The sequence below is a fragment of the Streptomyces sp. NPDC090127 genome, assembly GCF_044746945.1.
In the GTDB taxonomy this organism is placed as follows: domain Bacteria; phylum Actinomycetota; class Actinomycetes; order Streptomycetales; family Streptomycetaceae; genus Streptomyces.
Map to the genome: position 1 here is coordinate 474,671 of NZ_JBIVDE010000002.1, position 26,041 is coordinate 500,711.

General features: G+C 73.8%; 24 protein-coding genes. 14 read left to right on the plus strand and 10 right to left on the minus strand.

What is annotated here, in order from left to right; all coding sequences use genetic code 11:
* The first annotated feature begins 249 nt into the window (after positions 1–249).
* Positions 250–1,170: a diiron oxygenase gene (locus ACIPPS_RS07775; RefSeq protein ID WP_401428146.1), complete on the plus strand. Its 921-nt coding sequence runs from the start codon at positions 250–252 to the stop codon at positions 1,168–1,170.
* 158 nt (positions 1,171–1,328) lie between these two features.
* Positions 1,329–3,014 carry an FAD-dependent oxidoreductase gene (locus ACIPPS_RS07780; protein ID WP_401428148.1) on the plus strand — a complete coding sequence of 562 codons (1,686 nt, stop codon included), beginning with the start codon at positions 1,329–1,331 and terminating at the stop codon, positions 3,012–3,014.
* 156 nt (positions 3,015–3,170) lie between these two features.
* On the opposite strand, the gene ACIPPS_RS07785 is transcribed toward ACIPPS_RS07780, so the two are convergent.
* From ACIPPS_RS07785 to ACIPPS_RS07795, 3 genes are all read right to left on the minus strand, one after another.
* Positions 3,171–3,824, minus strand: a complete 654-nt coding sequence (locus ACIPPS_RS07785) for a DUF4232 domain-containing protein (RefSeq protein WP_401428150.1) — start codon at positions 3,822–3,824, stop codon at positions 3,171–3,173.
* 30 nt (positions 3,825–3,854) lie between these two features.
* Positions 3,855–4,475 (minus strand): L-threonylcarbamoyladenylate synthase, encoded by a 621-nt coding sequence (locus ACIPPS_RS07790; protein WP_401428152.1) that lies wholly within the window; start codon positions 4,473–4,475, stop codon positions 3,855–3,857.
* An 86-nt stretch (positions 4,476–4,561) separates the two neighbouring features.
* Positions 4,562–5,140 carry a Type-2Aa cytolytic delta-endotoxin gene (locus tag ACIPPS_RS07795; protein WP_401428154.1) on the minus strand — a complete coding sequence of 193 codons (579 nt, stop codon included), beginning with the start codon at positions 5,138–5,140 and terminating at the stop codon, positions 4,562–4,564.
* Between the two features lie 106 nt (positions 5,141–5,246).
* On the opposite strand from ACIPPS_RS07795, the gene ACIPPS_RS07800 reads away from it, so the two are divergent.
* On the plus strand, positions 5,247–6,476 hold the full coding sequence (locus ACIPPS_RS07800) for a Tm-1-like ATP-binding domain-containing protein (RefSeq protein WP_401428156.1): 1,230 nt from the start codon (positions 5,247–5,249) through the stop codon (positions 6,474–6,476).
* Between the two features lie 9 nt (positions 6,477–6,485).
* Here the strand turns inward: ACIPPS_RS07800 and ACIPPS_RS07805 are convergent, their stop codons facing one another.
* Positions 6,486–9,155, minus strand: a complete 2,670-nt coding sequence (locus ACIPPS_RS07805; RefSeq protein WP_401429522.1) for an FAD/NAD(P)-binding protein — start codon at positions 9,153–9,155, stop codon at positions 6,486–6,488.
* 197 nt (positions 9,156–9,352) lie between these two features.
* Here ACIPPS_RS07805 and ACIPPS_RS07810 point away from each other — a divergent pair, with 197 nt between their 5' ends.
* From ACIPPS_RS07810 to ACIPPS_RS07820, 3 genes are all read left to right on the plus strand, one after another.
* Positions 9,353–9,814, plus strand: a complete 462-nt coding sequence (locus tag ACIPPS_RS07810; RefSeq protein WP_401428158.1) for an RrF2 family transcriptional regulator — start codon at positions 9,353–9,355, stop codon at positions 9,812–9,814.
* Between the two features lie 146 nt (positions 9,815–9,960).
* Positions 9,961–10,506 carry an EF-hand domain-containing protein gene (locus ACIPPS_RS07815; protein ID WP_401428160.1) on the plus strand — a complete coding sequence of 182 codons (546 nt, stop codon included), beginning with the start codon at positions 9,961–9,963 and terminating at the stop codon, positions 10,504–10,506.
* Between the two features lie 37 nt (positions 10,507–10,543).
* Positions 10,544–10,765 carry a hypothetical protein gene (locus ACIPPS_RS07820; protein ID WP_401428162.1) on the plus strand — a complete coding sequence of 74 codons (222 nt, stop codon included), beginning with the start codon at positions 10,544–10,546 and terminating at the stop codon, positions 10,763–10,765.
* Here the strand turns inward: ACIPPS_RS07820 and ACIPPS_RS07825 are convergent.
* A complete protein-coding gene (locus tag ACIPPS_RS07825) occupies positions 10,762–12,594 on the minus strand; it encodes a S8 family peptidase (RefSeq protein ID WP_401429524.1) in 1,833 nt (610 codons plus the stop codon). The two genes, ACIPPS_RS07820 and ACIPPS_RS07825, sit on opposite strands and share 4 nt — an antisense overlap.
* A 231-nt stretch (positions 12,595–12,825) precedes the next feature.
* On the opposite strand from ACIPPS_RS07825, the gene ACIPPS_RS07830 reads away from it, so the two are divergent.
* The 3 genes from ACIPPS_RS07830 (at position 12,826) to ACIPPS_RS07840 (ending at position 16,693) form a co-directional block, all read left to right on the plus strand.
* The gene (locus ACIPPS_RS07830; protein ID WP_401429526.1) at positions 12,826–13,491 is read left to right on the plus strand and encodes a winged helix-turn-helix domain-containing protein; all 666 of its coding nucleotides are present in this window, start codon (positions 12,826–12,828) and stop codon (positions 13,489–13,491) included.
* A 167-nt stretch (positions 13,492–13,658) separates the two neighbouring features.
* A complete protein-coding gene (locus ACIPPS_RS07835; RefSeq protein ID WP_401428164.1) occupies positions 13,659–14,855 on the plus strand; it encodes a sensor histidine kinase in 1,197 nt (398 codons plus the stop codon).
* 215 nt (positions 14,856–15,070) lie between these two features.
* Positions 15,071–16,693 carry an alpha/beta hydrolase gene (locus ACIPPS_RS07840; RefSeq protein ID WP_401428166.1) on the plus strand — a complete coding sequence of 541 codons (1,623 nt, stop codon included), beginning with the start codon at positions 15,071–15,073 and terminating at the stop codon, positions 16,691–16,693.
* Here the strand turns inward: ACIPPS_RS07840 and ACIPPS_RS07845 are convergent.
* The gene (locus ACIPPS_RS07845; protein ID WP_401428168.1) at positions 16,687–16,965 is read right to left on the minus strand and encodes a hypothetical protein; all 279 of its coding nucleotides are present in this window, start codon (positions 16,963–16,965) and stop codon (positions 16,687–16,689) included. The two genes, ACIPPS_RS07840 and ACIPPS_RS07845, sit on opposite strands and share 7 nt — an antisense overlap.
* A 200-nt stretch (positions 16,966–17,165) precedes the next feature.
* On the opposite strand from ACIPPS_RS07845, the gene ACIPPS_RS07850 reads away from it, so the two are divergent.
* Positions 17,166–17,357 carry a hypothetical protein gene (locus tag ACIPPS_RS07850; RefSeq protein WP_315890115.1) on the plus strand — a complete coding sequence of 64 codons (192 nt, stop codon included), beginning with the start codon at positions 17,166–17,168 and terminating at the stop codon, positions 17,355–17,357.
* Positions 17,358–17,393: 36 nt separating this feature from the next.
* Here the strand turns inward: ACIPPS_RS07850 and ACIPPS_RS07855 are convergent, their stop codons facing one another.
* On the minus strand, positions 17,394–18,614 hold the full coding sequence (locus ACIPPS_RS07855; RefSeq protein ID WP_401428171.1) for an aromatic acid exporter family protein: 1,221 nt from the start codon (positions 18,612–18,614) through the stop codon (positions 17,394–17,396).
* 192 nt (positions 18,615–18,806) lie between these two features.
* On the opposite strand from ACIPPS_RS07855, the gene ACIPPS_RS07860 reads away from it, so the two are divergent.
* Positions 18,807–19,535: a VOC family protein gene (locus ACIPPS_RS07860; RefSeq protein ID WP_401428173.1), complete on the plus strand. Its 729-nt coding sequence runs from the start codon at positions 18,807–18,809 to the stop codon at positions 19,533–19,535.
* 91 nt (positions 19,536–19,626) lie between these two features.
* On the opposite strand, the gene ACIPPS_RS07865 is transcribed toward ACIPPS_RS07860, so the two are convergent.
* Positions 19,627–20,208, minus strand: a complete 582-nt coding sequence (locus ACIPPS_RS07865; protein ID WP_401428176.1) for a hypothetical protein — start codon at positions 20,206–20,208, stop codon at positions 19,627–19,629.
* Positions 20,209–20,368: 160 nt separating this feature from the next.
* Between ACIPPS_RS07865 and ACIPPS_RS07870 the strand changes: the two genes are divergently transcribed.
* Entirely contained in the window at positions 20,369–21,946 is a 1,578-nt protein-coding gene (locus tag ACIPPS_RS07870) for a GMC oxidoreductase (RefSeq protein ID WP_401428178.1), read from the plus strand.
* Between the two features lies 1 nt (position 21,947).
* On the opposite strand, the gene ACIPPS_RS07875 is transcribed toward ACIPPS_RS07870, so the two are convergent.
* Together ACIPPS_RS07875 and ACIPPS_RS07880 are read right to left on the minus strand one after the other, a co-directional pair.
* The gene (locus ACIPPS_RS07875; protein ID WP_401428181.1) at positions 21,948–22,427 is read right to left on the minus strand and encodes a carboxymuconolactone decarboxylase family protein; all 480 of its coding nucleotides are present in this window, start codon (positions 22,425–22,427) and stop codon (positions 21,948–21,950) included.
* Entirely contained in the window at positions 22,424–23,503 is a 1,080-nt protein-coding gene (locus ACIPPS_RS07880) for a dihydrodipicolinate reductase (protein ID WP_401428183.1), read from the minus strand. Before ACIPPS_RS07880 ends, ACIPPS_RS07875 begins: the two co-directional genes overlap by 4 nt.
* Positions 23,504–23,763: 260 nt before the next feature.
* Here ACIPPS_RS07880 and ACIPPS_RS07885 point away from each other — a divergent pair, with 260 nt between their 5' ends.
* Both ACIPPS_RS07885 and ACIPPS_RS07890 read left to right on the plus strand, forming a co-directional pair.
* On the plus strand, positions 23,764–24,921 hold the full coding sequence (locus ACIPPS_RS07885) for a phosphodiester glycosidase family protein (protein ID WP_401429528.1): 1,158 nt from the start codon (positions 23,764–23,766) through the stop codon (positions 24,919–24,921).
* Positions 24,922–25,114: 193 nt separating this feature from the next.
* Entirely contained in the window at positions 25,115–25,915 is an 801-nt protein-coding gene (locus tag ACIPPS_RS07890) for a VOC family protein (protein ID WP_401428185.1), read from the plus strand.
* Positions 25,916–26,041 lie beyond the last annotated feature (126 nt).

Genomic DNA, 26,041 nt, shown 5'->3' on the forward strand with positions numbered 1-26,041 from the left:
GTCTTCCTCACGATCGGTTCTGTCGGCCACCTCGGGGACCCCCGGGTGCCCCTCACGTGTCCGGAGGACGGCAACCGGTGGGCGTGGGTTGCCTCATGGGGCGGGAGAAGGCCGGGCATGTGAGGAGATCGGCGGGAAATCGCCGCACGGGGGTAGGCCCACGGGACCCCCTTGTTATACGTTCCGTCTAACAGCTTGCTAGACGTCGCATCTAACAAGCGTGCGACGTCTCGATCCAAGGAGCCGCACATGGCGCGCAGCACCGTCCGCCCGGAGAGCGAGGACCGGCACGTCGAGGAGGAGCAGGAGGTCGCCCGGCGGCTGCTCGACTCGGCCGCGAAGCTCTCGTACGACCCCGCCACCGAGGTCGACTGGGACACCCCGCTGGACAAGGACTTCCACGGCGCGAGCCCGGAGTGGAGCACCCTCTACTCCACCGCGTACTGGGCCGAGTTGAGCGACGCGCAGCGCAAGGAGCTGACGCGCCAGGAGGCCGCGTCGGTGGCCAGCACGGGCATCTGGTTCGAGATGATCCTGCAGCAGATGGTGCTGCGCGACATGTACGCCAAGGACCCCACCGACCCGCGCTTCCAGTGGGCGCTCACCGAGGTCGCCGACGAGTGCCGGCACTCGATCATGTTCGCGCGGGGCGCCGCGAAGCTCGGCGCCCCGGCCTACCGGCCGCGCCGGCTCGCGATCGAACTGGGCCGGGCCTTCAAGACCGTCGCCTTCGGCGAGGCGGCCTACGCGGCGATCCTGGTCGCCGAGGAGGTCCTCGACGTGATGCAGCGCGACTGGATGCGCGACGAGCGGGTCGTGCCCTTCGTCCGCACGATCAACAACATCCATGTCGTCGAGGAATCACGGCACATGAAGTTCGCGCGCGACGAGACGCGTCGGCGCCTGCGCGGCGCGAGCCGAGCGCGCCGCCAGTTCCACGCGCTGGTGATCGCCATCGCCTCGTACGTCATCGTCACCAGCATGGTGGGCCGGCGGGTCTACGAGAGCGCGGGCCTCGACGTCGAACGCGCCGTCGCGGAGGCGCGGGCGAACGAGCACCACAAGTCCCTGATGCGGTCCAGTTGCGCGGGGTTGATGGAGTTCCTGGCCTCGGCCGGGCTGCTCACCCGGCCCGCGTTGGCCTTCTACAAGCGCGCGCACCTGATCTGACCCCAGCCCGAGCCACCCCCCAGCCCGAGCCACCCCCCAGCCCGGGCCACCCCCGGCCTGAGCCACCCCGCAGCCCGGGCCACCCCCGGCCTGAGCCACCCCGCAGCACGACGAACCGACCCGACCCGACCCGACTCGACCCGAGCTGAGCCGACGACATGACCTACGCCATCACCCAGACGTGCTGCAACGACGCGACCTGTGTCGCCGTGTGCCCCGTCAACTGCATCCGCCCGACGCCGCAGGAGCGGGATTTCGGCCGTACGGAGATGCTCCACATCGACCCGGCGACCTGTATCGACTGCGGCGCGTGCGCCGACGCCTGCCCGGTCGACGCGATCTTCCCGGTGGACAGCCTCTCCCCCGCGCAGGCCGGGTACGCGGCCGTCAACGCCGCGTACTTCGCCGACAAGGCGCCGCTGGAGGCGGCGCCCGGCCCGAACTTCCACCCCTGGGGTGCCCCGACCTTCGAGCGGAGCCTGCCCTCCGACTTCGCGCCGATCCGCGTCGCGGTCGTCGGCACCGGCCCGGCCGGGATGTACGCGGCGGAGGACCTGCTGCTGCACACCAACGCCGAGGTGACCCTGGTCGACCGGCTCCCCGTGGCCGGCGGTCTCGTCCGGTACGGGGTGGCGCCCGACCACCCCGCGACCAAGAAGGTCGGGGACACCTTCGCCCGTTTCCACACCCACCCCCGGGTCCGGGTACGGCTGGGCGTCGAGGTCGGCAAGGACGTCACCGCCGAGGAACTCGCCGCGCACCACGACGCGGTGGTGTACGCCGTCGGCGCCTCCGCCGACCGCAGGCTCGGCATCCCGGGCGAGGAGCTGCCCGGCAGCGTCTCGGCGACGGCGTTCGTCTCCTGGTACAACGCGCACCCGGAGGCCGCCCCGGACGCGATCGACCTGACCGGCGCCGAACGGGTCGTGGTGGTCGGCAACGGCAACGTGGCGCTGGACGTCGCCCGGATCCTCGTCATGGATCCCGAGGCCCTGGCCGGCACCGACATCGCCGACCACGCGCTCGCGGCCCTGCGCGGCTCCCGGGTGCGCGAGGTGGTCCTGCTCGGGCGGCGCGGGCCGGAGGACGCCGCGTACACCGCCTCCGAACTGCGCGCCCTGACCCATCTGCCCGGGGTACGGCTGGTCGTCGACGACCACGACCCGCGAACCGGCGCGGCGATCGACGCGGCGACCGGCGGGGGCGCCGGGGTCGACGGCGGCGTGCCGGGGGACGGCAAGGCGGCGCTGCTGCGGGACGTGGCGCGGGAGACCGTCGACTGGTCGCGGCCGCCGGCCGCGGGCCGGCGCATCGTGCTCCGCTTCCACTCCGCGCCGGTGGCGATGGACGGCGACAGCGCGGTGCGGGCGGTGCGGGTGACGGAGGGTCCGGGCGAGCGGGAGATCCCGGCCGGGCTGGCCCTGCGGGCGGTCGGCTACCGGGGCCTGCCGGTGCCTGGGCTGCCCTTCGACGAGGCGACCGGCACCGTGCCGCACGAGCGGGGCCGGGTGGCCGGGATGCCGGGAACGTACGTCGTCGGCTGGATCAAGCGCGGTCCGTCGGGCGGGATCGGCGCCAACCGGACCTGCGCGGCCGAGACGATCGGCACGCTCCTGGCGGACGCCGTGGCGGGCGCCCTGCCGGTTCCGTCGCGTACGTCCCAGGCGTTCCGGCGCCTGGTGCGCAGACGCGGGGCGCAGGTCGTCGACGCCCGGGGGCTGGCCGCGATCGACCGCGCCGAGCGATCCCAGGGCCACGCGTCCGGCCGCCCGCGGGTCAAACTGACCACGGTGGCCGCCCTGCTGGCGACGGCGGGGGGCAGCCGCCCGCGCCGCCCGGACTGACAGTCAGGGCCCGGACGGGCCCGGACCGACCGCCGGGGTCCCGGACCGACCACCGGGGCCCCGGACCGACCGCCAGGGCCCCGGACCGACCACCGGGATCACGGACCGACCACCGAATTCACGGACCGACCCCCGGGCTCCGGACCGACGCCCGGGTCAGTCCGTGACCTTCTGCCAGGCCGTCGTGCCGAGCAGGCCCGTGTCGCCGATGTCCAGGCCGCCCTCCGGCTCCACGGTCTCGCGGGCCGCACCGGGGGCAGGGGCGATCTCCACGTAGACGCCGCTGCCCCGCAGGGTCGCCGCGTCGACGGCCGAGTAGCGCCAGACGAAGACACTGCGCGCGGACTCACCGGGCTTCAGCGTCACGGGGTGCGGCCCCGGGTCGTCGAGCTGGGTGATGGGGCCCGGGCCCTTGAGCACGGTGACGTCCATCGGCTCCCGGTCCACGTCCCGTACCCGTACGTCCGGATAGCCGTCGACGCGCCGCTCCCCCGCCCCGCAGTTGGTGAGGGTCACCGGCATGGCGCGCAGGCCCATGGTGGCGCTGACCATGCCGGTCGTCACCTTCACGCCCGTGGCGGGGCAGCCCCGCGCGGCGGTCGGGGACGCGTCTCCGGCGCCCGGCCGCGTCCCGAGGAGCGGGGCGTCCGTCGGGCCGGCGGGCGGGGTCGCGCGCGCCTGGGCCCCGGTGCGCTCGGGGTCGGCCTCGCGGTCGAGTTCGGCCCCGAGGCCGCACCCGGTGGTCAGGGCGGCGGTGAGGACGGCGACGGCCGCAAGGGGCAGGCCCCGCCGCGCGGATATGACGGTCATGGCGCGATCATCACACGTCGGCCCGCGCGGCTACTCGAACCGCGAGGTGTCGCCGGCGCCCCGGCGTACGATCTCCGGCTCGCCCTCCGAGAAGTCGATCACGGTGGTGGGTTCCGTCCCGCAGTCGCCGGAGTCGAGCACCGCGTCCACGGAGTGGTCCAGCCGCTCCTTGATCTCCCAGCCCTGGGTCAGTGGTTCGGCCTCGCCGGGCAGGAGCAGGGTGCTGGAGAGCAGCGGTTCACCGAGTTCCTCCAGGAGCGCCTGGGTGACGACATGGTCGGGGATGCGGACGCCGACCGTCTTCTTCTTGGGGTGCAGCAGCTGCCGCGGGACTTCCTTGGTCGCCGGCAGGATGAAGGTGTAGCTGCCCGGCGTCGCGGCCTTCACGGCGCGGAACACGTCGTTGTCGACGTGCACGAACTGGCCGAGCTGCGCGAAGTTCTGGCACACCAGGGTGAAGTGGTGCCGGTCGTCGAGTTCGCGGATCGTGCGGATCCGGCCGATGCCGTCGCGGCTGCCGATCCTGCATCCCAGCGCGTAGCAGGAATCCGTCGGGTACGCGATGAGCGCGCCGGAGCGGATGCTGTCCGCCACACTGCTGATGGTGCGCCGCTGCGGGTTCTCGGGGTGCACGTCGAAGTACTTGGCCATGCGGGCAGTCTAGGTTCCCGGCGGGTGCGGCCCGGGACGGCGGGCCGGTGCGGTTCTCCGCACGTGCGGGATCCGGCAGGGGGCCGTCAGGCCGCGAGGCGCAACTCCTGCCGCAGGACGATCGCGTTGAGCCGGATCGTGTACGGCGCGACGTCCATGAGCTCCAGGGCGGCGGCCTTCTCCTTCTCCAGGCCGACGGTCACGTCGATGCAGAAGGCGATCGCGTACATGTGGTCCCCGGTCTCCTCGTCCTGGAGGGCGAAGAACAGGTCACGGTAGTAGCTGGTGCGGTCCGGCCCCTCGTCGTAGTACGAGAGTCCCGGCTCACCCTCCTGCGCGGCGAGGCCCGTGAAGGCGCCGGCGAGTTCCCGCTCGACGGTGTCCCAGAACGAGGCGTCCGCGAACGCGCCGGGCAGCGCCTGGCGCACCGCCTCCTTGAGCGAGAGCACCATGACCATGACCGGGGCGTGCTCCTGGAGCCCCCAGCCGCGGACCATCTTGACGACGGCGCTGTCCGGGATCGCGGCGGCGGCCCGGTGGATGTTCTCGAAGTCGAAGTTGACGGTGGCCGGCGCGATCGCCTGCTGGAACAGCCGGTCGATGGCCCGGGCCTGGCCGAGATGGTCCGGGCCCACCTCGATGACGGTCTTGAAACTGGCGGCCATGAAACTCCTCCTGGTGCGTGGTGGTGATCAAGAGGGGTCAGTATGCCGTCTGGCGTCCGGCCGCCACAGTCTTGTCGTCATGTCGACTTCGACGGACAGTACGGGGATGGCGATCGTCGTACTGGTGGGCACGCTGGACACCAAAGGACTGGAGTACGGATGGCTGCGCGCGCGGCTGGAGAGCCGCGGGGTCGAGGTCATCGTGGTGGACACCGGGGTGATCGGGGCCCCGCGGATACCCGCCGACGTCCCCCGCGCCGACGTGGCGCGGGCGGCGGGCGCGGAGCTCGACACGTTACGGAGCGAGGGTGACCGGGGCGCGGCGGTGACCGTGATGGCGCGCGGGGCGGCCGAGGTCGTCCGGCGGTTGCACGCGGAGGGCAGGCTGCACGGGGTGCTCGCGCTCGGCGGCAGCGGCGGTACGTCGATCGCGACGCGGGCGATGCGGGCGCTGCCGCTGGGGGTGCCGAAGGTGATGGTCTCCTCGATGGCCTCCGGCGATGTCGCGCCCTATGTCGGCTCGTCGGACATCACCCTGATGTACAGCGTGGTGGACATCGCGGGGGTCAACCGGCTCTCGGCGCCGATCCTGGCGAACGCCGTCGAAGCGGTGGCGGGCATGGCGCGGGGCTTCGAGGCCGCCGCGCCTCCGGTACGGGACGAGCGCCCGCTCGTCGCCGCGAGCATGGCGGGGGTGACGACCCCCGGTGTCGACGCGGCCCGGGCGCGGCTGACCGAACTCGGCTACGAGGTGCTGGTCTTCCACGCGAGCGGGGCCGGGGGCCGGACGCTGGAGTCGCTCGCGGAGCAGCGGCTGTTCGCGGGGGTGCTGGACCTGACGCTCTGCGAGCTGGCGGACGATCTCTGCGGGGGTGTCCTGACGGCCGGTCCCGACCGGCTGCTCGCCGCCGGGCGGGCGGGGATCCCGCAGGTGGTGAGCCCGGGCGCGCTCGACATGGTGAAGTTCGGCCCGCTCGACACGGTGCCGGAGCGGGTGCGCGACCGCGACGTGCGGGTGCACAACCCGTCGATCTCGGTGGTGCGGACGACGGCCGGGGAGTGCGCGGAGCTCGGCGCGCGGGTCGCGGCGAAGCTGCGCTCCGCGACCGGCCCCACGGCGGTGTGCCTGCCGCTGCGCGGGCTCTCCACGCTGGGGGCGCCGGGCGGGCCGTACCACGATCCGGTGCTGGACGAGGCGGTGTTCGGTGCGGTGCGGGACGGGCTGAGGGGCAGCCGGGTCGACGTGGTGGAGTACGACACCCATCTCAACGACCCGTCGTTCGGGCGTGCGGCGGCGGAGCTGCTGCACCGGCTGATCGGACAGAGCTCCGCCTGATCACCGTGGTCAGCTGGGCAGGTCCGCCAGGCGTCGGCGGTCGAGCGGGGAGGAGCGGCGGTCGAGCCGCTCTTCCAGGAGGTGACGGGCCGCGTCGCACTGGCCCGCCTCCAGGAGCGCGTGGAGCAGGGTCTCCTCGACGACCTCGCGCTGCGCGGCGCTGCCGCCCACCCGGCGCAGGGTGGGCAGCAGGCCGCGCAGTCCGTCCACCGCCGCCGGCCACCGCTCCTCCAGGACGGCTTCCAGCGCGTGGCAGAGCGGGGCGATGACCTCGCGCTGGACGGCGTCCGCCCCGGCGGCGTGGGCGCGCAGCCGCCGGAGCGCGGGCAGGTCGCCCGCGGCGGTGAGCGCGACGGCGCTGTGCAGGGCGGTGAACGCGGTGGCGGGGCGTTCGAGGAGGTCGCGGGCGACGGCGTCGAGGACGCCGTCCACGGGTACGGCGCCCGTCCAGTTCCGGGTCATCCGGGCCCGCCACAGGAGCGAGCCGGAGTCGACCAGGGCCCGTACGCCGTTGACCTGGCGTGGGGCGAGCTGGGCGAACCAGCGTCGGCGTACCGCCTCGGTGTCGTCCAGGGCGAGTTCGTGCAGGGCCACGTGCCAGGAGAAGTGGGCCCGGTGCACGGCTCCTCGGCCCTGGCCGCCGATCCAGCCGTCGAGCCAGTCGCGACCGGCGCGGTGGGCGCCGGACTCGTAGTGGACGTGGGCGAGAGCGTGGGCGGCGTGGCCGGAGGCGGGTTCGGCGGCCAGGGCGGCCGTGGCGAGGAAGCCCGCCTCGTCGACGCGCCCCTGCTCCTGGCGGAGGAAGGCCAGCAGCGAGGTGGGGAACCAGTGGCCGTCGTAGGCGGGCGCGGTGTGCTCCACGAGGCGCTGGGCGAGCGTCCCGTCGAGGTCGCCGACGCCGGAGAAGGCGATCGTGGGAACGGCGATGCTCAGGGCGAAGGCGTCGACCGGGTGGCGGTCGAGGTGGTCGACGAGCGCCCGGTCGCCGTCGGCTCCGGCGGTGGGGCCGGTCTGCTCGATCCTGCGGGTGACCACGTCCACGAACGAGCGCTCCCGCTCGTCGCCGCGCTCAGCCACCCCGCGCTGGGCGTCGGCCAGTTCGCGGTGGACGTCGACGTCGACGCCGCACTCGTGGCCGAGGAGGGCGAGGGCGGCGTGGCCGAGGGCGAAGCCGGGGTCGAGCGCGGTGGACCGGGCGAACGCCTCGGCGGCCTTCGCCCGTACGGTGACCACCCGGGCGAGGCCGCTGCGGTAGGCGGCGGCCGCGGCGGCGTGGGTGGAGAGCGGCAGCCCGAACTGGTCGGTGGGCCGGCGGCGGGCGGGGTGCGGGGCGCGGGTGAGCGGGGCGAGCACGGCCTCGGCGATCTCCCGGGCCTGGGCCCTGATCTCGGGGATGGCGGTCGTCTCCCACAGTTCGCCGCGCCGGGGCGCGCCGAGCGTGAAGAGCGCCCGGGAGGTGGCGCCCCGGGCGTCGCGCAGTCGGCCGGCGTCGGTGGCGACGCCGATGCCGAGCGGGCCGGGCACGGCGAGACCGTCGGTGAGCAGGGTGGACCAGAGCGGATCGGTGGTGGCGTCGACCCGGAGCCCGGGTCCGGTGCAGTCCACCACCCACGCCACGGTCAGCTCCCTGCCGTCGGCGAGGTCGACGGCGATCCGGCCGTCGTCCACCGGCCGGGCGGCGGTGATCCGGCCCGCGTGGACCCGCAGCCGGTGGGCGGCGCGCGCCCGGGCGACGGTCTCGGCGGTGGCGGGGGCCATGCGGTGGCGGTGGACGTTCCAGCGGGTCGCGTCGCGGTCGAGGAAGGCGGCCCGCTCCTCGTCGGTGAGCCCCTGCCAGAGCGCGCCGATCGCGGGGCGCAGCCCGTCGAGGGCGGGGCGCCAGTCGCCGTGGTCGCGCAGGGATGCGGCGACGTGCCGCCGCAGCGCGGTGCGCAGCCGGTGCAGCGGGAGGGCGGTGAGCCCGGGGGGCGGCGGCACGGGCGGCAGCGGGGCGACGGCGTGCGGCCGGGGCAGCAGACCGCTGCGGGAGAGGGCGTGCACGGTGCGGCCGGGCCGGTCGAGGACGAGCGCGAGGTCGACGGCGGTCAGCCCGGTCCCGACGAGCAGCACGTCGTCGTCGGCGCCGACCGGGTCGAGCGCGCCGGGGGCCCAGGGGGCGGCGATGAACCGCGCGGAGTCGCGCAGGTCGGCCGGTGCCCAGCGCGCGGTGCCCGTGGCGGGTCCGGTGGCCAGCACGACGCCGTCGGCCGTCACCGTCCCGCCGTCGGCGAGCCGCAGGACGAACCGCCCGTCGGCGGTGTCGGCGCAGCCGGTCGCCCGGGTCCGCAGCCGGCGGACGGCGACGGTGCCGTGGGCGGCGATGACGGCCCGGCCGAGGGTGTCGGCGAGGTAGGAGCCGAAGCGGTGCCGGGAGGCGAAGTCGGCGGCGGTGACGGTGGATTCGCCGTGCCGGCAGAGCCAGCGCCGGAAGTGGCCGGCGTCGTCGGGGTAGCAACTCATGCCGCCCACGGGCACGTTGAGCCGGTGCTCGGGTACCTCGGTGGCGTAGGCGGTACCGCGTCCCGCCTCGGCGGCCGGGTCGATCAGGACGAGGTCGAGCGGGGTCCGCCGCCGGGCGGCCGTCTCGCACAGCTGGACGGCGACCAGCGCTCCGGCCGCGCCGGTGCCGACGACGGCCACGGTCGGTCGGGGGCGTACGGACGCGGTCGGGGTCTTGGGCGCGGTCTGGGGCGTGGGCACGAGGGACCTCCGGCCGGGGGCGAGCACAGGGACGACGTTGTTCACTATGTCGATGAACAATATGGAGGGACAAGACCGCACCGTCCTTTCACCCGAGGTCCGGATCGGTTTCGCGCCAACCGTGAGACATTGAGGCGGTGAGGATCTCAGCACGAACGGACTACGCGGTCAGGGCCATGGCGGAGCTGGCCTCCTCCCCCGACCGGCCGTTGAAGGCGGAGGACGTCGCCGGCCGGCAGGACATCCCGGTGCGCTTCCTCTTCGTCGTCCTCAGCGAGTTGCGGCAGGCCCGGCTGGTCCGGTCGGTGCGCGGCCCGGACGGCGGCTACACGCTCGCCAGGCCGGCCGCCGAGATCACCCTCGCCGACGTGCTGCGGGCGATGGACGGACCTCTGGTGAGCGTGCGCGACCTGAAGCTGACCGGTCTGGAGTACCAGGGCTCCGCGGCGCCCCTGCCGGACGTGTGGCGTGCGGTGCGGGCGAGTCTGCGCCAGGTCCTGGAGGGCACCACCCTCGCCGACCTGGTGTCGGGGGCGCTGCCGGAGCTCGTCCAGGAGCGGGCGCGCGAGTACACCGACGACGTACGGACGTATCCGTGACCCCCACCGGGTGAGACCGGGGCGACGACCGGAACGGGCCGGGCCGCGGGAGATCGGCGTGAACGGGCCGGGCCGGGCCGGAGCAACCTGCGCGGGGGTTTCGCCGTCCCTCTCCGTACGATCCCCTCCCACGGAAGGAACCCGGCATGGCGACGCTCGATCCGGTCACCCGGCGGCTCCGGCGGCTCTTCGCGGTCCTGGACGCCGACGGCGACGGGTACGTCACCTGGTCCGACCACCGGCGCGTGGTGGAGGCGTACGCCGCCGCGTACGGGCTCACCACGGACGATCCCCGGATCAGGGCCCTGGAGCGGGCGTACTGGGCGCAGTGGCTCGGACTGCTCACCCAGTCGGAGCCGGGGCGGGAGCGGCTCGAACAGGACGGGTTCGTCGCGGCCCACCGCGCGGTGGGCTACGACACCGACCGGCCCGAGATCCTGGAGAACCTCGCGGCGGCCGTCTTCCGCATCATGGACACCAAGGGTGACAAGCGCGTCAGCGGGGAGGAGTTCGCCGCGTACCTCGCCGTGTGGGGCGTCTCGGGGGACGAGGGCGCCCAGGCCTTCGAACGGCTCGACCTGGACCGGGACGCCTACCTCTCGCACCGGGAGATCGCCCGGTCGCTGCGCGCGTTCCATCTCCACAACGACGACCTGAACACCCCGGGAGGGATCTTCCTCGGCGTGTACTGACCGTGCGCCCGGTGGCGGGGTGTGGTCGGATCGGCGCATGGACGTCACAGAGGCGAACGACGGTGCGCCGGGGCCGCAGGGCCCCGGGGAACGGCGTCGGGCCGCACGGCGGGCCGTGGCGAACCGGACGGCCGATCCGGCCGAGCTCGCGGAGTTCCTGGACATACTCGATCTGCGGCCCGAGGTCGACCATCTCTACTCCGGTCCGGAGTCCGGGCGCCCCCGCCGGGGCGGCGAGGGGCGCCCGGGGAAGGCCTAGAAGGTCAGGTTCCAGGCGTCGATCTTTCCGGTGTCCTGGTTCGCGTTGTCGTTCACACGGAGCTTCCAGACGCCGCCCGCGACCTCGGCGGAGGCGTTGACGGTGAAGGTCTGGACGATGTTGTCCGTGCCGCTGCCCGTCCGGTTGTGCACGGTGTACACCGTGCCGTCGGGGGCCACCAGGTCGACCTTGAGGTCACCGATGTAGGTGTGCTTGATGTCCACGCCGACCTTCAGGGTGGCCGGGGCGTTGCCCGTCACCCCGCTGACCGTGATCGGGCTCTCGACGGTGGCGTTGTCCGCGATCGCGACGTCGGTGAGGCTCTCGAAGTACGCGCCGGGAGGCGGGGTGGTGCCGCCGCCGACCGCCTTCAGCGCGTCGACGCGGCCCTCGCCGAAGAAGCTGTTGTTGGCGGTGGTGCCGGTGCAGCGGCTGTCCGACGGGCAGGCCAGGTCGGTGGCCTGCACGCCCAGCTTCGTACGGATGTCGGCGGGGGTGGCGCCGGGGTTGGCGCTCGCCAGCAGCGCGGCCACGCCGGCCACGTGCGGGGAGGCCATGGAGGTGCCGCTCAGCGACGAGTACTTGCCGCCGGGGACGGTGCTGTAGACCGACTCGCCGGGCGCCGAGACCTCGATGACGTTCCGTCCGAAGTTGGAGAAGGACGCCTTGGACGAGCCGTTGGTGCCGTTCGCCGCGACCGTGACCACGCCCGGCAGCTCGGCCGGGATGTCCAGGCAGTCGTTGGTGATGGTCCGGCTCACCGGGGTGGAGTCGTTGGGGGAGGAGGTGTCCGTGGTCTTGTTGGCCAGGTCGACGTTGGAGTTGCCGGCCGCCGCGACCTGGAGCGAGCCCTTGCCCTCCGCGTACTTCTGGGCCCGGCCGACACCCTCCAGGATGGCCGCCTGGTCCAGGTTGTTCGGGCAGTTGAACTGCCACGGGTCCGTGTAGTAGCTGTTGTTGGTGACCTTGAAGCCGTGGTCACCGGACCAGACGAGGCCGCAGATGGTGTTCTCCGCGAAGAAGAGCGTGCTGCCCGGCTCGGCGATGCGGACCGAGGAGATCTTCACACTCGGCGCGACGCCGATGGCGCCCTTGCCGTTCTTGGCCGCCGCGACCGTACCGGCCACGTGCGTGCCGTGCGAGTCGACGTCCCGCCAGGCCCCGGTCCGGGTGTCCGCCTTGCCGTAGGCGCAGGAGACCGAGTCGGCCGCGTTGAAGTTCGGCGCCAGGTCCTGGTGCTGGTCGTCGACGCCGGTGTCCAGGATGCCGACCTTGACGGTGGGCGAGCCGGTGCTGACGGCCCAGGCCTGGTCGGCCTTGATCTGCGTCATGTCCGAGCGGACGGGCTCGGTGGAGGGGGCCGCGGACTGCGACGGGTTGGTCGGCAGCGCCGGGTTGTAGGCGTCGGCCGGGACGTCGGAGGTGCGGGTGGCGCCGACCTGCTGGACGCCGGAGACGGCGCGCATGGTCGCGGCGAAGGTGGCGGAGGTGGAGTGCGCGACGACGACGCCGATGGCGTCGAAGGAGGAGAAGACCGTGCCGCCGTTGTTCGTGACCGCCGTGCGCACGGCGGTGGTGTCACCGGGAGCGGCGATCACCAGGTAGGCGCGGGTGCCGGCCGCCCACGCCGCCGAAGCGGTGGGACCCGTGGCGGCACGGCGCGTCGCCGCGGCTGCCGCCGACGCGGCGGACGCCGCGGTGGTCAGGGGCGCCGCCGAGGCGGACCTGGGCTCCGGGATTCCCGCCGGGGCGGCCGGGGCGGCTCCGACGGGCGCGGCGAGCGCGACGACCGCCCCGAGGGCGGTGGCGGCCGTGGCCGGGAGTCTCAGCCTGCTTGATATCTGGGAAAACAATGCGTCCTCCGATGGCCCGGTGACGCTGGTGGCGTCGACCGTGCCCTGTGATGTGTGGGGTGGAGGCAAGATCCCAGAGGCCGTGGGCGGAAGGAAGTCTTCAGCCCGACAAGCCCGTTGGCGTTACACAGTGTTGACCTGACGGGTCGCCGGTCGGGGACGGTTTCTGCGCGGTTGGGCAGGTTCGTTAGGGTGGGGGCCGTGCGGGTGCTGCTGGTCGAGGACGACGGGGATCTGCGTTTCGGGGTGGCCGCCGCGCTGCGCGCCGCCGGGTTCGCCGTCGACGAGGTCGCGGACCTCCCTCAGGCGGACGAAGCGCTCTTCGTCCACGCCTACGCCTGCGCGGTCTTCGACCGGATGCTGCCCTCCGGGGACGCGGTCGGGTACGTCGCGCGGCTGCGCCGCCGGGGCGATGCGGTGCCGGTGCTCTTCCTGACCGCCCGCGACACCGTCGCCGACCGGGTCGACGGGTTCGCCGGTGGCGGCGACGACTATCTGGTCAAGCCGTTCGCCGTGCCCGAACTCGTCGCCCGGGTGGGCAGTCTGTGCCGCCGGACCGCCGTCGTACGGCCGCCCGTCCAGCACGTCGCCGATCTGGAGATCGACTTCGCCCGGCGCCAGGTCCGGCGGGCCGGTCTCCTGCTGGGCCTGACCGCGCGGGAGTTCGCCGTCCTGGAGGTCCTGGCGACCCGCGCCGACCAGGCGGTGTCCCGGGCCGAGCTGATCGAGAGCTGCTGGGACGAGATGGCGGAGCCGCGCTCGAACGTCCTGGAGGTCCTGGTCTCCCAGCTGCGCCGCAAGCTCGGGGACCCCGTCCTGATCCGTACGGTGCGGGGCGTCGGCTACCGGCTCGCCCCGCCGGGCCCCGAGTGAGCGGGCCCCCGCGCAGCGGCCGGACGCGAGGGGCGCCGGTCCGGGGAGGCCGGAAGCGAGGAGCGCCGGTCCGCGGCGGTGACCTCACGCCCACCGGTCGGGTCCGGCGGCTCCGCAGACGGATCACGGCCCTGTTCGCGCTCACCAGTGCGGTCGGACTCGTCACGATGGCCGCTCTCGCCGTGCGCAGCGACGACGCGCGCTGGCGCGAGCAGCTCGACCAGGCGATGAACCTCGACACCACGCAGGCGATCAGCCTCCTCACGTACGACGAGGACGACCGGCTCGACACCGGCGACCTCGTCGGGACCGTCGACACCGGCTGCCCGCGGCTGACCGTGCTCTCCGTCCCCCGGGACGGCTCCTCCGGCCCGGTCGTCGACTTCGCCGGGGAGCGGCCCTGCCTGGCCGCCCGTACCGCCGACGTCCTGGCGGTGGCCGAGACCGCCCTACGCCGGGAGGAAGCCGTCGCCGTCGGCGCAAGGGCCGTGGACGGGCGGCCGGTACGGCTCTTCGCGGAGCCGTTCTTCGCGCCCGACGCCGAGGGCGACGCGGGCCGGGACGGCGTGGTCGTCACCCTCTACGAGACCACCGAGGCGCTGGCGGACCACCGGCGGACGACCTGGCTGCTCACGGCCGGCTGCGCGGTCCTGGTGGTGCTGTCGGCGGCGGTCGGCCATGTGCTGTCCGGGCGGGCGATCCGCCCGGCGCTGACGGCGCTCGGGCAGCAGGAGGCCTTCCTCGCCGACGCGGCGCACGATCTGCGCACCCCGGTCGCCTCGCTGCGGATGCTCGCCGAGACCGCGGTGCGCGGCGACACGGACAGCACGGAGGTGCTCCGCCGGACGATGCGGCTCGCGGACGGCATGGGCGGGCTGGTGGACGGGCTGCTCACCCGGGCCCGGCTGATGACCGGGGTGCAGACGCTCGCGCGGGAGCCGCTGCGGCTCGACCAGCTGGTGGAGGCGGTGGTGGACGACACGCCGGCCGAAGGACACCGCGTGACGGTACGGGCCGAGGAGACGGTCGTCGTGGCCGACCCCGATCTCCTGCGCCGGGCGGTGACGAACCTGCTCGGCAACGCGCTCGCCCACGGGCACGCGCCGGGCGAGGCGGCCGACGTGACGATCGAGGTCGCCCGCGCGGGGCGGGAGGCGGCCGTGACGGTGGCGGACGCCGGTCCCGGACTGCCTCCGGGGGTGGCGGACGCGCTGTTCGAGCGCTTCCGGAGCGGGTCGGGGTCGACGGGCCTCGGTCTGTCCATCGCCTCCTGGGTCGCCCACGCGCACGGCGGAAGCCTCACCGCCGAGAGCGGCTCCGCCGGGGCGCGGTTCGTGCTGCGCCTGCCCTCGGACGGCGACTGAGACCCGCCGGAAGCCGCTCCGACCGGACGCGGTCGTGCTGCGTCTGCCCTCGGACGGCGGCTGAGACCCGCCGGAAGCCGCTCCGACCAGGCGCGGTTCGTGCTGCGTCTGCCCGCGGACGGCGCTGAGGCCTGCCGGGAGCCGCTCCTCAGGAAATCCTCAGCATCGCCCCGGCAAGCTGAGGCGTACCGCCCCCGGCCTCCAGGAGTACTCGCGTGCAGCGCGCCGTCCGTCCCCGCCCCGCCCTCCTTCTGACCCTCGCCGTCCTCGGCGCCACCACCCTCTCCGCGTGCACCTCGTCGGCGTCGCCCTCGGAGCGGAGTGACGGGCGTACCGCCGCCGTGGACCCGGCCACACGCCCGGAGTTGCGGGCGTTCTACACGCAGAAGCTGACGTGGACCGCCTGTGGCGCGCTCCGGTGCGCGCGCCTCACCGTCCCGATGGACTACGACGACCCGGCGGACGGCCGCACGTTCGTGCTGCCGGTGGCGAAGGCGACCACCGCCGACCCGCGGCGGCGCATCGGCTCCCTCGTCTTCAACCCCGGCGGCCCCGGGGGCTCCGGGATCGACCACCTCGAGGAAGGCGCCGCCGACTCCTTCGGCGCCCCGGTCCGCGAGCACTTCGACATCGTCTCCTTCGACCCGCGCGGCGTGGGGGCCTCCCTCCCCGCCCTGACCTGCGACGACGGTCAGGAGGAAGAGTCCGAGGCGGCGCCGGACGCGCCGGACGCGGAGCAGCCGCCCTCGCTGAGCCCGCGCACCGACGCCGACCGCGCGGGCGCCCTCGCCCTGGCCCGGGAGGCGGCGGCCGAGTGCGCCGCCCGGAGCGGCCCGCTGCTGCGGCATGTCGGGACCCGGGACGCGGCGCGTGACATGGACGTCCTCCGGGCGGCGCTCGGGGAGACCCGGCTCACCTACCTCGGCTGGTCGTACGGGACGAGCCTGGGCACCTCGTACGCCGAGCAGTTCCCGCGCCGGGTCCGGGCGGCGGTCCTCGACGGCGCGATCGATCCCGCGCTCGACTGGCGCGCCCGCGCCCGGAGCCAGGCCGTGGGCTTCCACCGGGCCGTCGACGACTACGCCACGTACTGCGCCGAGGTCGTCGGCGCCGATGCCTGCCCCGGCGCGACACCGGACGGCATACGCGCGGTGTTCGACCGGCTCTTCACACGCGCCGCGCGCACCCCGCTCCCGGTCGACGGGTCGGAGTTCGGGGTCGACGAGCGGATGGTGGTCGACGCGCTGTCGATGGCGATGTACACGCCGGAGGAGCAGTGGAAGGGTCTTTCGAAGGCGCTGACGGAGGCCGACGGCGGCGACGGCACGCAGCTCGCGGCGCTGGCCGACGGCGAGGAAGCGCCCGAGGTGGAGACTCCCGAGGAGGAGACGGCGGACGCGGCGGGCGGGTCGTCCGTGCCCGCCGACAACGAGGACGCCGCGCTCCTCGCCGTGAGCTGCGCCGACACCCCGCACCCCCGGGCCGCCCAGCCGTACTGGGACGCCTTCGCCCCGGCCGAGAGGGCCGCGGGGCGGTACGGCACCACGAGCGTCCTCGACGCCATGACCTGCAAGGAGCTGCCGGCGAGCGAGGCGCGGCCGCACCGGGTCCGTGCGGAGGGCGTGCCGCCCGTCCTCGTGGTGGGCACCACGGGCGACCCGGCGACGCCGTACGAGGAGGCGGAGAGCCTGGCGGCGCAGTTCCCCGGCGGCATGCTGCTCACGTACGAGGGCGTGGGGCACACCGCGTACGGCCGCGGTGGCTCCTGTGTGGCGGACGCCGTCGACGCGTACCTCGTCTCGCTGAAGCCGGTGCGTCCGGGGGCGACCTGTCAGTAGAGCCGCGGGGACATGACCTGCGGTTCGGCGCCCGGCACTTCGAGGACGCAGCGGGGGATCCCCGGCCCGGCCGCGGCCCGGATCGTCGCCGGGGTCGGCGGCTCGGTCGGCAGTTCGATGTGGACGGTGACCGGCCGGTCGGCGCCCGTGGTGGCGTGCCCCGTCTCCTTGCCGTCGACGAGGACCTCGACGACGGCCTTGTGGCCGGTCTGGACCGTGACGCTGACCGAGTGCCCCGCGTGGTCGATGTGGAAGTGGTGGCGTCGTCTCATGGGGTCGCCTCCGACCGGGTTCTCCGTCACGCCCTCGCTCCAGCGTAGCCATGCGGCCCCCGTGCGGCCTTCCCGGCCGACGGCGCGGCGGCCCGGGCGACACGGGCCGCATCACCCGAACAGCCGCCCTCCGGGCGTGCAACCCGCCCTCGGTCGGGTGCACTGGGAGGAGCAAGCGTCCGCCGAGCATGGAGACGACCATGTACGAAATGCACGTCGGCATAGCACCCCGGGACGGGGTCTTCGTCTGGCACGTGGCCGCCATCGGTAAGGCGACCGCCCTCTGCGGGCAGTCGCTCCACGAGGAACCGCTCGAGGAGCGCGAGAGGACCGACCGTCACTGCACCCCTTGTATGAGTTCTTTCCAGGAGCTGATGAACGACCGGCGGTGACTGCCGGACTTTCCGATGTGCCCGATCCCCCACCCCTCAGACCCCCAGTCGGTCGTAGAACGCCGACAGTCTCGGCCGCCGCTCGGCGCGTTCCCGCGAGTGGCGGTCGAGTTCTTCCATCAGCCGGCGGCCGCGGTGTTCGAGGTCCAACTCGTCGAGGATGCGGTCGATGTCGGCGAGAACCGCTCCGTACAGCTGCCACTGGCTCGGGTCCTCCTGGACGGTCCGCAGCAACAGCTCCGCCACGTGGTCACGGACGGCGCGGGCGGCGCGCAGCTCGCCGGCGAGGCGGTCCTCGGCGGCGTCGGCGTCCGCGCTGACGTGGGTGGAGACGAGGACGGCGAAGCTCACGAGGGTGTCGGCGACGCGGGCCAGGAGGTCCTCGAGCGCGACCGCGACGTCCTTGGGGAAGAGGTCGGTGCCCCGGCGCTCCTTGGCGAGGTCGGTGAGGGTCCGGGCCAGGACACGGAGGACGACGATGCAGATCTCCAGGGTGTCGAGGCCGGTCCGCAGCACGATGCGGTGCAGGACCCCTTCCTTGACCCGGGGGTTGAAGCGCAGGCTGTCCTCCGCCTGGCGCAGGGCCGCGTCGACGTCCGCCACCTCGTTGTCGAGCCGGCGGGCCTCGTGCAGCCGGGCGGCGGCGCGCTCGACCGGGGTGGGGGTGGTCAGCTCCTCGCCCATGCCGAGGAGCAGCCGGCGCATGCGGCGGGCCAGGTCCTCGATGGACTCCCCCGCCGTGCCGACCCAGACCGGCGGCACGAGCACGGTGTTGAACAGCAGGCCGACCACGGCGCCGATGAGGGTCTCCAGGACCCGGTCCCAGGCGCCGCTGGTGACCTGGGTGACGCCGAGGACGAGCATCGCGCTGATGGCGACCTCGGGGACGAACTCGTGGACGCGCACGAACCGCCCCACCACCAGCGAGGCCAGGATGATCAGCCCGAGGCTCCACCAGGTGAGGCCGACCAGGGCGCTGAACGCGATCGCGATGATGACGCCGACGACCACCGAGTTGACCCGTCGGATGCCGGTGGTGAGCGTCGAGTACAGGGTGACCTGCACGACGAGCAGCGCGGTGAGCGGTGCCGTCAGCGGGGCGGGCTCGGAGCTCAGCTGGAGCGCGACGACATAGGCGATCGTGGCCGCGGCGGTCGATCGCACGGTCTGGACCACCGCCGGTTCCCGGCGCCGCGCCCACAGCTCGGTCACGGTTCTTCGCAGCACAGCGCGCACGTCCCTCACCCTGTCACGCATTCCCCCGGGAGGGCTCTTCCTATGCCGTGCGCGCGGCCGTACGGCGGTCACGCGCCAGGACGGGCGTGCCGGAATGGCGATCTCGCCGGGGGTACGGTGGGATGAGAGCGATCACGCGTCCTCGACGGATGGATGAAGGTTGTGTCGACCTCGAGCCATACGGTGACCGGCGCCCCGTGCTGGGTCAGTCTGATGACCCGCGACCTCCGCGCCGCCGAGACCTTCTACGGAGGGGTCTTCGGCTGGGAGTTCCGGCCCACCCGGCTGGGTGAGGAGTTCTCCGTGGCCCTGCGCGACGGCGCTCCGGTCGCCGGGATCGGCGCTCTGGCGCCGCGCCTCGCGGTGGCCGTCGCCTGGACGCCGTACTTCGCCGTGGAGGACGCCGATGTGACGGCGGCGCGGATCCGGGAGCGCAGCGCCACGGTGGCCGTGGGGCCGCTGCGGTTCGGGATGGGGCGCGCGGCGCTCGCCTCGGACCGCGAGGGCGCCGTCTTCGGCATCTGGGAGGGCGAGCTCCTGCCCAACTGGAGCGTCGGCAGGGGCGGCGCCCCGGCCTGGCTGGAGCTGCGGACCAGGAACGCCTTCGACGCGGCGATCTTCTACGCCGAGGTGCTGGACTGGGCGGGTGAGCGGCCCGGCTGCTGCCAGGTGAGCTACGAGGACGACCATGTCGTGCTGAGTCACGGCGGCAACACCGTCGCGCGGCTCTACGGGGGCGCGGTGGAGGCCGCTCCCGACCCGCAGGTCAGGCCCCGCTGGCACGTGCACTTCCGGGTGCCGGACGTCGACGAGGCGGTGGCGGCGGCCCTCCGGCTGGGCGGCACGACCACGTCGACGGTCCAGCCGTCGGGCAACGGCCGGTGCGTGACGCTGCGCGATCCCGACGGCGGACTCTTCACGGTGGCCGACAGCGTGGAGTGACGGCCGGGCGGGGCCAGGCGGGGCGGCGCGCCCGGGGCCAGGCGGGCCGGCGAACCCGGGGCCGGGCGGGCGCGGGCGGCGCCCGCGCCGGCTACTCCCCCGCGTGGGCGGCGCGCCGGATCGTCGCGTCGACGAGGGCGAGCGCCTCTTCGGCGGTACGTCCCGGGGCGCGGTTCCAGGGGCCGATGAGCCCGGTCCAGCCCTGGGCGCGCAGTTCGGTGACGATCCAGGCGGCGGAGCGGTTCATGGTGTCGGCGCTGCCGTGGCCGAGGCGGTGCGCGGTGAGCAGGGCGCCGCAGAGGCAGCGGGCGCCCCGGGCGTCGCGGAGCCGGTAGGGCTGGTTCTGCCAGCCCCATGCGACCAGGACCCGGCGGGCGTGGGCCAGGTGGGTGGAGGGGCGTACGTCGGGCTGTCCGAGGCGGCGCCAGGCGTGCAGCCGGTCGGGCAGGATCGCGCCGATCCGCCCGGGCAGCGGGCGCTCGGCCGGCGGGGGCGGGGCGAGGGCGCCGAGCGCGGTGGCCACGAGCTGGTCGACGGGGACGGAGAGCAGCAGGCGCCAGTCCTCGGAGGCCGGCGCGTCCCAGTGACGGACGATCTCCTGCCACGCGGCGGTGTCGTGCAGGTCGACGGCGACGCGGTCGAGCTCGTCGGGGGCGAGGGTCGGCAGGGGCATGCGCGCTCCGTACTCGGCGGATCTCTCTCTCATCAGAATGTCGGCTTTGTTCCGAACATCCTTGAGCGATCCAGCCAAAAGTTACCCAGAGGTATGCCGTGACTTCCCAGGACGGCGGCAGTAGAACTCGTTCCCATTCCACCGACAGTGAGGGCTTCTCATGGCTGTTACGCGCCGTGGATTCATCACGGGAACAGGTTCTATTCTCGGCACGCTGGCGCTCCCGGTTCACGCCTACGCCTCGACCTCCCAGGCCCGCATCCCCGCTCTGGTCATCGGCACCGGATACGGCGGCTCCGTCGCCGCCCTGCGGCTCGCCCAGGCGGGCATCGACGTCCGCATGGTCGAGATGGGGATGGCCTGGGACACCCCCGGCCCCGACGGAAACATCTTCGCGAAGACGACCACGCCGGACTACCGCTCCTTCTGGCTGCGCACGCGCACCAAGCAGCCGCTCAGCCAGTTCCTCGGCTTCCCGCTCGACAAGGACGTGCCCCGGCACACCGGCATCCTCGACGCCGAGGAGTTCGGCGGCATCACCGTCTACCAGGGCCGGGGCGTCGGCGGCGGCTCCCTGGTCAACGGCGGCATGGCGGTCACCCCGCGCCGGGAGAACTTCGGCGCGATCCTCCCGACCGTGAACGCCGACGAGATGTACGGCGTCTACTACCCGCGCGCCAACGCGGGGCTCGGCGTCAATCACGTCGACCCGGCCTGGTGGGAGAGCGCCGCCTGCTACCAGTACGCGCGGGTCGGCCGCAAGCACGCCCAGCGCTCCGGCTTCCCCTTCGTCTTCGTGCCCAACGTCTACGACTGGGAGTACATGAAGCAGGAGGCGGCCGGCGCCGTCCCCACGTCGGCCCTGGCCGGCGAGGTCCTGTACGGCAACAACCACGGCAAGAAGTCGCTCCAGAAGACCTATCTGGCGCGGGCCCGGGCGACCGGACGGGTCACCGTCTCACCGCTGCACAGGGTCGTGTCCGTCTCCCCCGCCTCCGGCGGCGGCTACACGGTCGCCATCGACCGGCTGGACACCGCGGGGAACACCACGTCCACCGAGACCGTCCTCGCGGACCGGGTCTTCTTCGCGGCCGGCAGCGTCGGCACCAGCAAGCTGCTCACCATGCTGAGAGCCACCGGCGCGCTGCCCGGCCTCAACGGCGAGATCGGCAAGGGCTGGGGCGACAACGGCAACGTCATGTGCGGCCGCGCCAACCACATGTGGGACGCGACCGGGAAGCTCCAGTCGTCCATGCCCACCGCCGGCATCGACAACTGGGACGCCGGCGGCGCCTTCGCCGAGGTGGCGCCGCTGCCCACGGGCATCGAGACGTACGCCTCGTTCTACCTCTCGATCACCAAGAACCCGAACCGCGCCGAGTTCTCCTGGAACCCGACGACGGGCCGGGTCGACCTCAACTGGCAGACCGCCTGGAAGCAGCCGTCCATCAACGCCGCCAAGACCATCTTCGACAAGATCAACGCGAAGGAGGGGACGATCTACCGCACGGACCTGTTCGGCGCGCACAAGATCTGGGGCGACCACCTCACGTACCACCCGCTCGGCGGCGCGGTCCTCGGCCGGGCCACTGACAACTACGGCCGCCTGCACGGGCATCCGGGCCTCTATGTGATCGACGGCGCGCTGATCCCGGGCAACGCCAGCGTCAACCCGTTCGTCACCATCACCGCGCTCGCCGAACGCAACATCGAGAAGATCATCGCCACCGACTTCTGAGTCACCGGGTGGGCAGCACACACGCCGCGTCGAGGCCGAGCACCCGGTTGAGGCGCCCGAACGACAACCAGGAACCGATGCTCATCGTCAGCTCCACGATCTCGGGCTGGCTGTAGTGCGCGGTCATACGAGTCCAGAACTCCTCGTCGAGACCGTGGTGATCCAGGGCGTACCGCTCGGCGTACTCCGCGGCCAGCCGCGTCCGGTCGTCGAAGGCATCGGTGGTGCGCCACTGGGTGACGGCGTCCGCGAACGACTCCTCGACCTTCTCGCCGTCGCGGTCGGTCCGCCAGTCGAGGCAGAACAGACAGCCGTTGATCTGCGCGACCCGCAGTCGCGCCGCCTCGAACTCGCGCAGCCCGAGGGTCGTGTGGGCGTAGACGGAGAGGGAGAAGTTCGCGGCGGCCGTCCCGATCTCGGGGACGATCTCGCCCCACACGTACTCGATCGGGTGCCTGCCCTCGGGGACGTCGATTCTCATGGCCGCTTCCTTCCGAGTCTGCCCACCGCGGGGCGCAGCGGGACGTCGAGCGCGTCGTAGAGGCCGGGCTTCGCGTCCACGAGCCAGTCGACGGCGTTCACCAGCCGGCCGACAGCCGTGGCGTTGCCGCCCGCGGAGCGGTTCTCGCCCTCGTCGGTGGCCTCGACCGTGACCTCGATGCGCGGGCGGCCCTCGATGACCACCCGGTGGGCGCCCACGCCGTCGGGCGGGGCCGGCCAGTCGGGGGCGCAGGAGGGGTGGATCCGGGTGACGTGCTCGATGACGATGCGGGGTTCGCCCGCGACGACGCCCTGGACCTCGAAGCGTACGGCGCCCTGCGTGCCCGCCTCGAAGACGCCCATCGTGCGGGTGGTCACGGTGGTGGCGAGCGGGCGACGGGCCATGGTCTCGCGGATCTCGTCCAGTTCGACGCCGAGCGCCCGGGCCATCAGCCGGATCTGGCCGCCCCACACCATCGTCGGTACGGACGGGGCGAGCATCAGCGGTTCGTACTCCATGGGGTGCCCCATGCCGATGAGATGGCGGACCGAGTCCTCCTGCTCGTACGTCGAGTAGTCGAAGATCTCCTGGCAGCGGACGACGTCGACGGTGGTGCCGAGGCCGCTGATCAGCAGCGGCAGCACGTCGTTGCCCCAGCCGGGGTCGACACCGGAGACGAAGAGCGAGCCGCCGCCCTCGGCGACGGCGGCGAGCACCGGGTCGCGGAACTCGGGCGGGGCGCTCCGCTGGTCGTAGAGCGGATACAGCGCGGGGGTGACGACCACGGCGCCGCCGCGGACGGCCCGGGCGACGTCGGCGAGCGCCTCGTCGGGCCGGATGTCGCCGGAGGCGGCGTACACCACCGCTCGCGGGCGGGCGTCGAGCACGGCGTCGACGTCGTCGGTGGCCGCCACTCCGAGGGGGCGGTCGAGCCCGGCGAGTGCGCCCGCGTCACGGCCGACCTTGGCGGGGTCGTGGACGAGGACGGCGGCGAGGGCGAGCGCCGGGTGGGCGTCGACGGCCCTGATGGCCGCGCGGCCGACATTTCCGGTACCCCAGACAACGGTCGGAATCATGCGGGGAGCGTAACCTGACGGGCCGTCAGTTCCTAGAGCCGGGAACGACTTCGACCGACGCGACCCTCGCCGGCGGCACCGGAAGGCATCCGTTTCCCCAGCCGTTCCCGACCGGTCGACTCCTGATCGACTCCTTGTCACCGACCTCTGATCAGCTCTGAGGACACTGCGGAGAAGTGACGGGACGCCAGGGGGCAGCCGTGCCGGTTCCGGGTTCGCGCGCCCGCGCGCTGTGCGTCGTCCTGCTCGCGTGGTGCGCCCTGATCGCCGGCGGCACGCCCGGCACGGCCGACGCCGTCTGGACGGAGGTCGCCCGGGGCGTCGCGTACCGCACCTTCGACGTCACGGGGGCCGGGGGCCCGGCCCGGGTCCACCTGCTCTCGGTGGATCTGCGCGCGCCGGGGGTCGGCGTGGACCTGCTCACGCCCGGGGCGGTCGCGGCGCGCGCCCCGCTCTCCCGGCTGGCGGACGCGCGCGGCGCGGTCGCCGGCGTCAACGGGGACTTCTTCCACCTCCTCGAGAACCAGCACCCGGGCGTCGAGGCGACCGGAGCCCCGGTCGGCCCGGCGATCGCCGGCGGGCGGCCGCTGAAGGCGGCCGTGCCCACCGGCCAGCGGTTCGGGCCGACGCTGCCGCCGGGCCTGGACACCCGTGAGGTGCTGGGCGTCGGCGTCGACCGCCGGGCGCGGCTGGGCCGGCTCGCCCTGGACGGCACGGTGTCCACCCCCGGCGGCCGGCTTCCGCTGGGCGGTCTCGACCAGTACGCGCTGCCGGTCGGCTCGGTCGGCGTGTTCACCGCCGCCTGGGGAACCGCCTCCCGGGTCCGCGCGACCTGCGGGACGGACACCGACCGGGCCGCGCCCTGCGCCACGGAGACGTACGAGGTGACGGTGCGCGAGGGGCGGGTCGTGGCCGTGGCCGACACGCCCGGGCGCGGCCCGATCCCGGAGGGCTCCGAGGTCCTGGTCGGCCGGGAGGCGGGAGCCGAGCGGCTGCGCGCGCTGGAGGTGGGCGACCGGGTCGGGGTACGGCACCGGCTGGTGGCGGAGGGGTCCCGTGTCCCCTACGTCTTCGCGGTGGGCGGCCATCCGGTGCTGCGGGCGGGCGAGCCGCCGGCCGGCCTCGACGGCAGGATCTCCGCCGTCCGCTCGGCGGCGGGCATCGCGGACGGCGGTCGGCGCCTGTTGCTGCTGGCCCTTGACGGCGGCCCCGACTTCCGGACCGGCCTGACGGTCGCCGAGGTGGCGGCGGTGCTCGACCAGGTGGGGGCGGTCGACGGCTTCAACCTCGACGGCGGGGGCTCCGCCACGCTCGTCACCCGGGACCCGGGCGCCCCATCGGTCACCGTGCGCAACCACCCCTCCGAGGGCGCCGAGCGTCCCGTCCCGAACGGCGTGGGGATCTTCGCCCACCGCTGACCCGGCACGGACCGCCGGACACCCGACGCGGACCGGCGGACACCCGACGCGGACCGAGGGACACTCCACCTGGTCCGGTCGCTGCCACGCTCCGTCACCGAGCGAGGGGTGGGCGCCGTGGCTAGCGTGGGAGTCGACAACCTCCATCGAGACCCGTCTTCGAACCCCCTCCATCGGAAGAGAGAGTCCCGTCATGGCCGCACGACCTGAGGGCACCCCGATCTGGACCGACGCGATGTTCACCGACGTCGAAGGAGCCAAGACCTTCTACGGCGACGTGCTGGGCTGGACCTTCGGTGAGTCCTCCACGGAATTCGGCAACTACACCCAGGCCTACCGCGACGGCAAGGCGGTCGCGGCCGTCGTCCCGCCGATGCCGAGCCAGGACGGCCCGCCGCAGTCGGCCTGGTGTCTGTACTTCTCCTCGCCCGATGCCGCCGCCACGGCCGAGAAGATCAGGAGCAGCGGCGGCACGGTCCTCATGGAGCCGATGACCGTCGGCGAATTCGGCACCATGTGCCTGGCGAAGGACCCGGCCGGCGTCGCGTTCGGCGTCTGGCAGCCCGGGGTCCACGAGGGCTTCGAGCTGGAGGGCGAGACGGGCTCCTACGCGTGGGCCGAGGTCTTCACCCGGGACGCGGCGAAGTCGGACTCCTTCCTCACCTCGGTGTTCGGCTACAACGCGAAGAAGATGGCCGACGAGACCATGGACTACAAGGTCTTCGACCTGGGCGGCGACATGCCGGTCCTGGGCCGGATGGAGATGTCCGACGAGGAGTTCCCGCCCGAGGTCCCGTCGTACATCCAGATCTACTTCGCCGTCGACAACTGCGACCAGGCGGTCGACCGGGCCGTGAAGCTCGGCGGCCGGACGTTGTTCGGCCCGATGGACAGCCCCTTCGGACGGTTCGCGGCCGTCGTCGACCCGCAGGGCGCGGCCTTCGCGGTGATCGACACGCGGACCACCGAGGGCGAGATGCCCGACATCGTCTGAGCGGGAGCGGTACGCGCGGTGGTGGCCCGGGGCGGGGGGCCCCCGGCCCCCCCCCCCCGCCGCCCCCAGCCCGCCGGCCGGGCGGGGGCCACCCCCGAGGAAATGCCGGAGTTTCGCCGGGGCGCG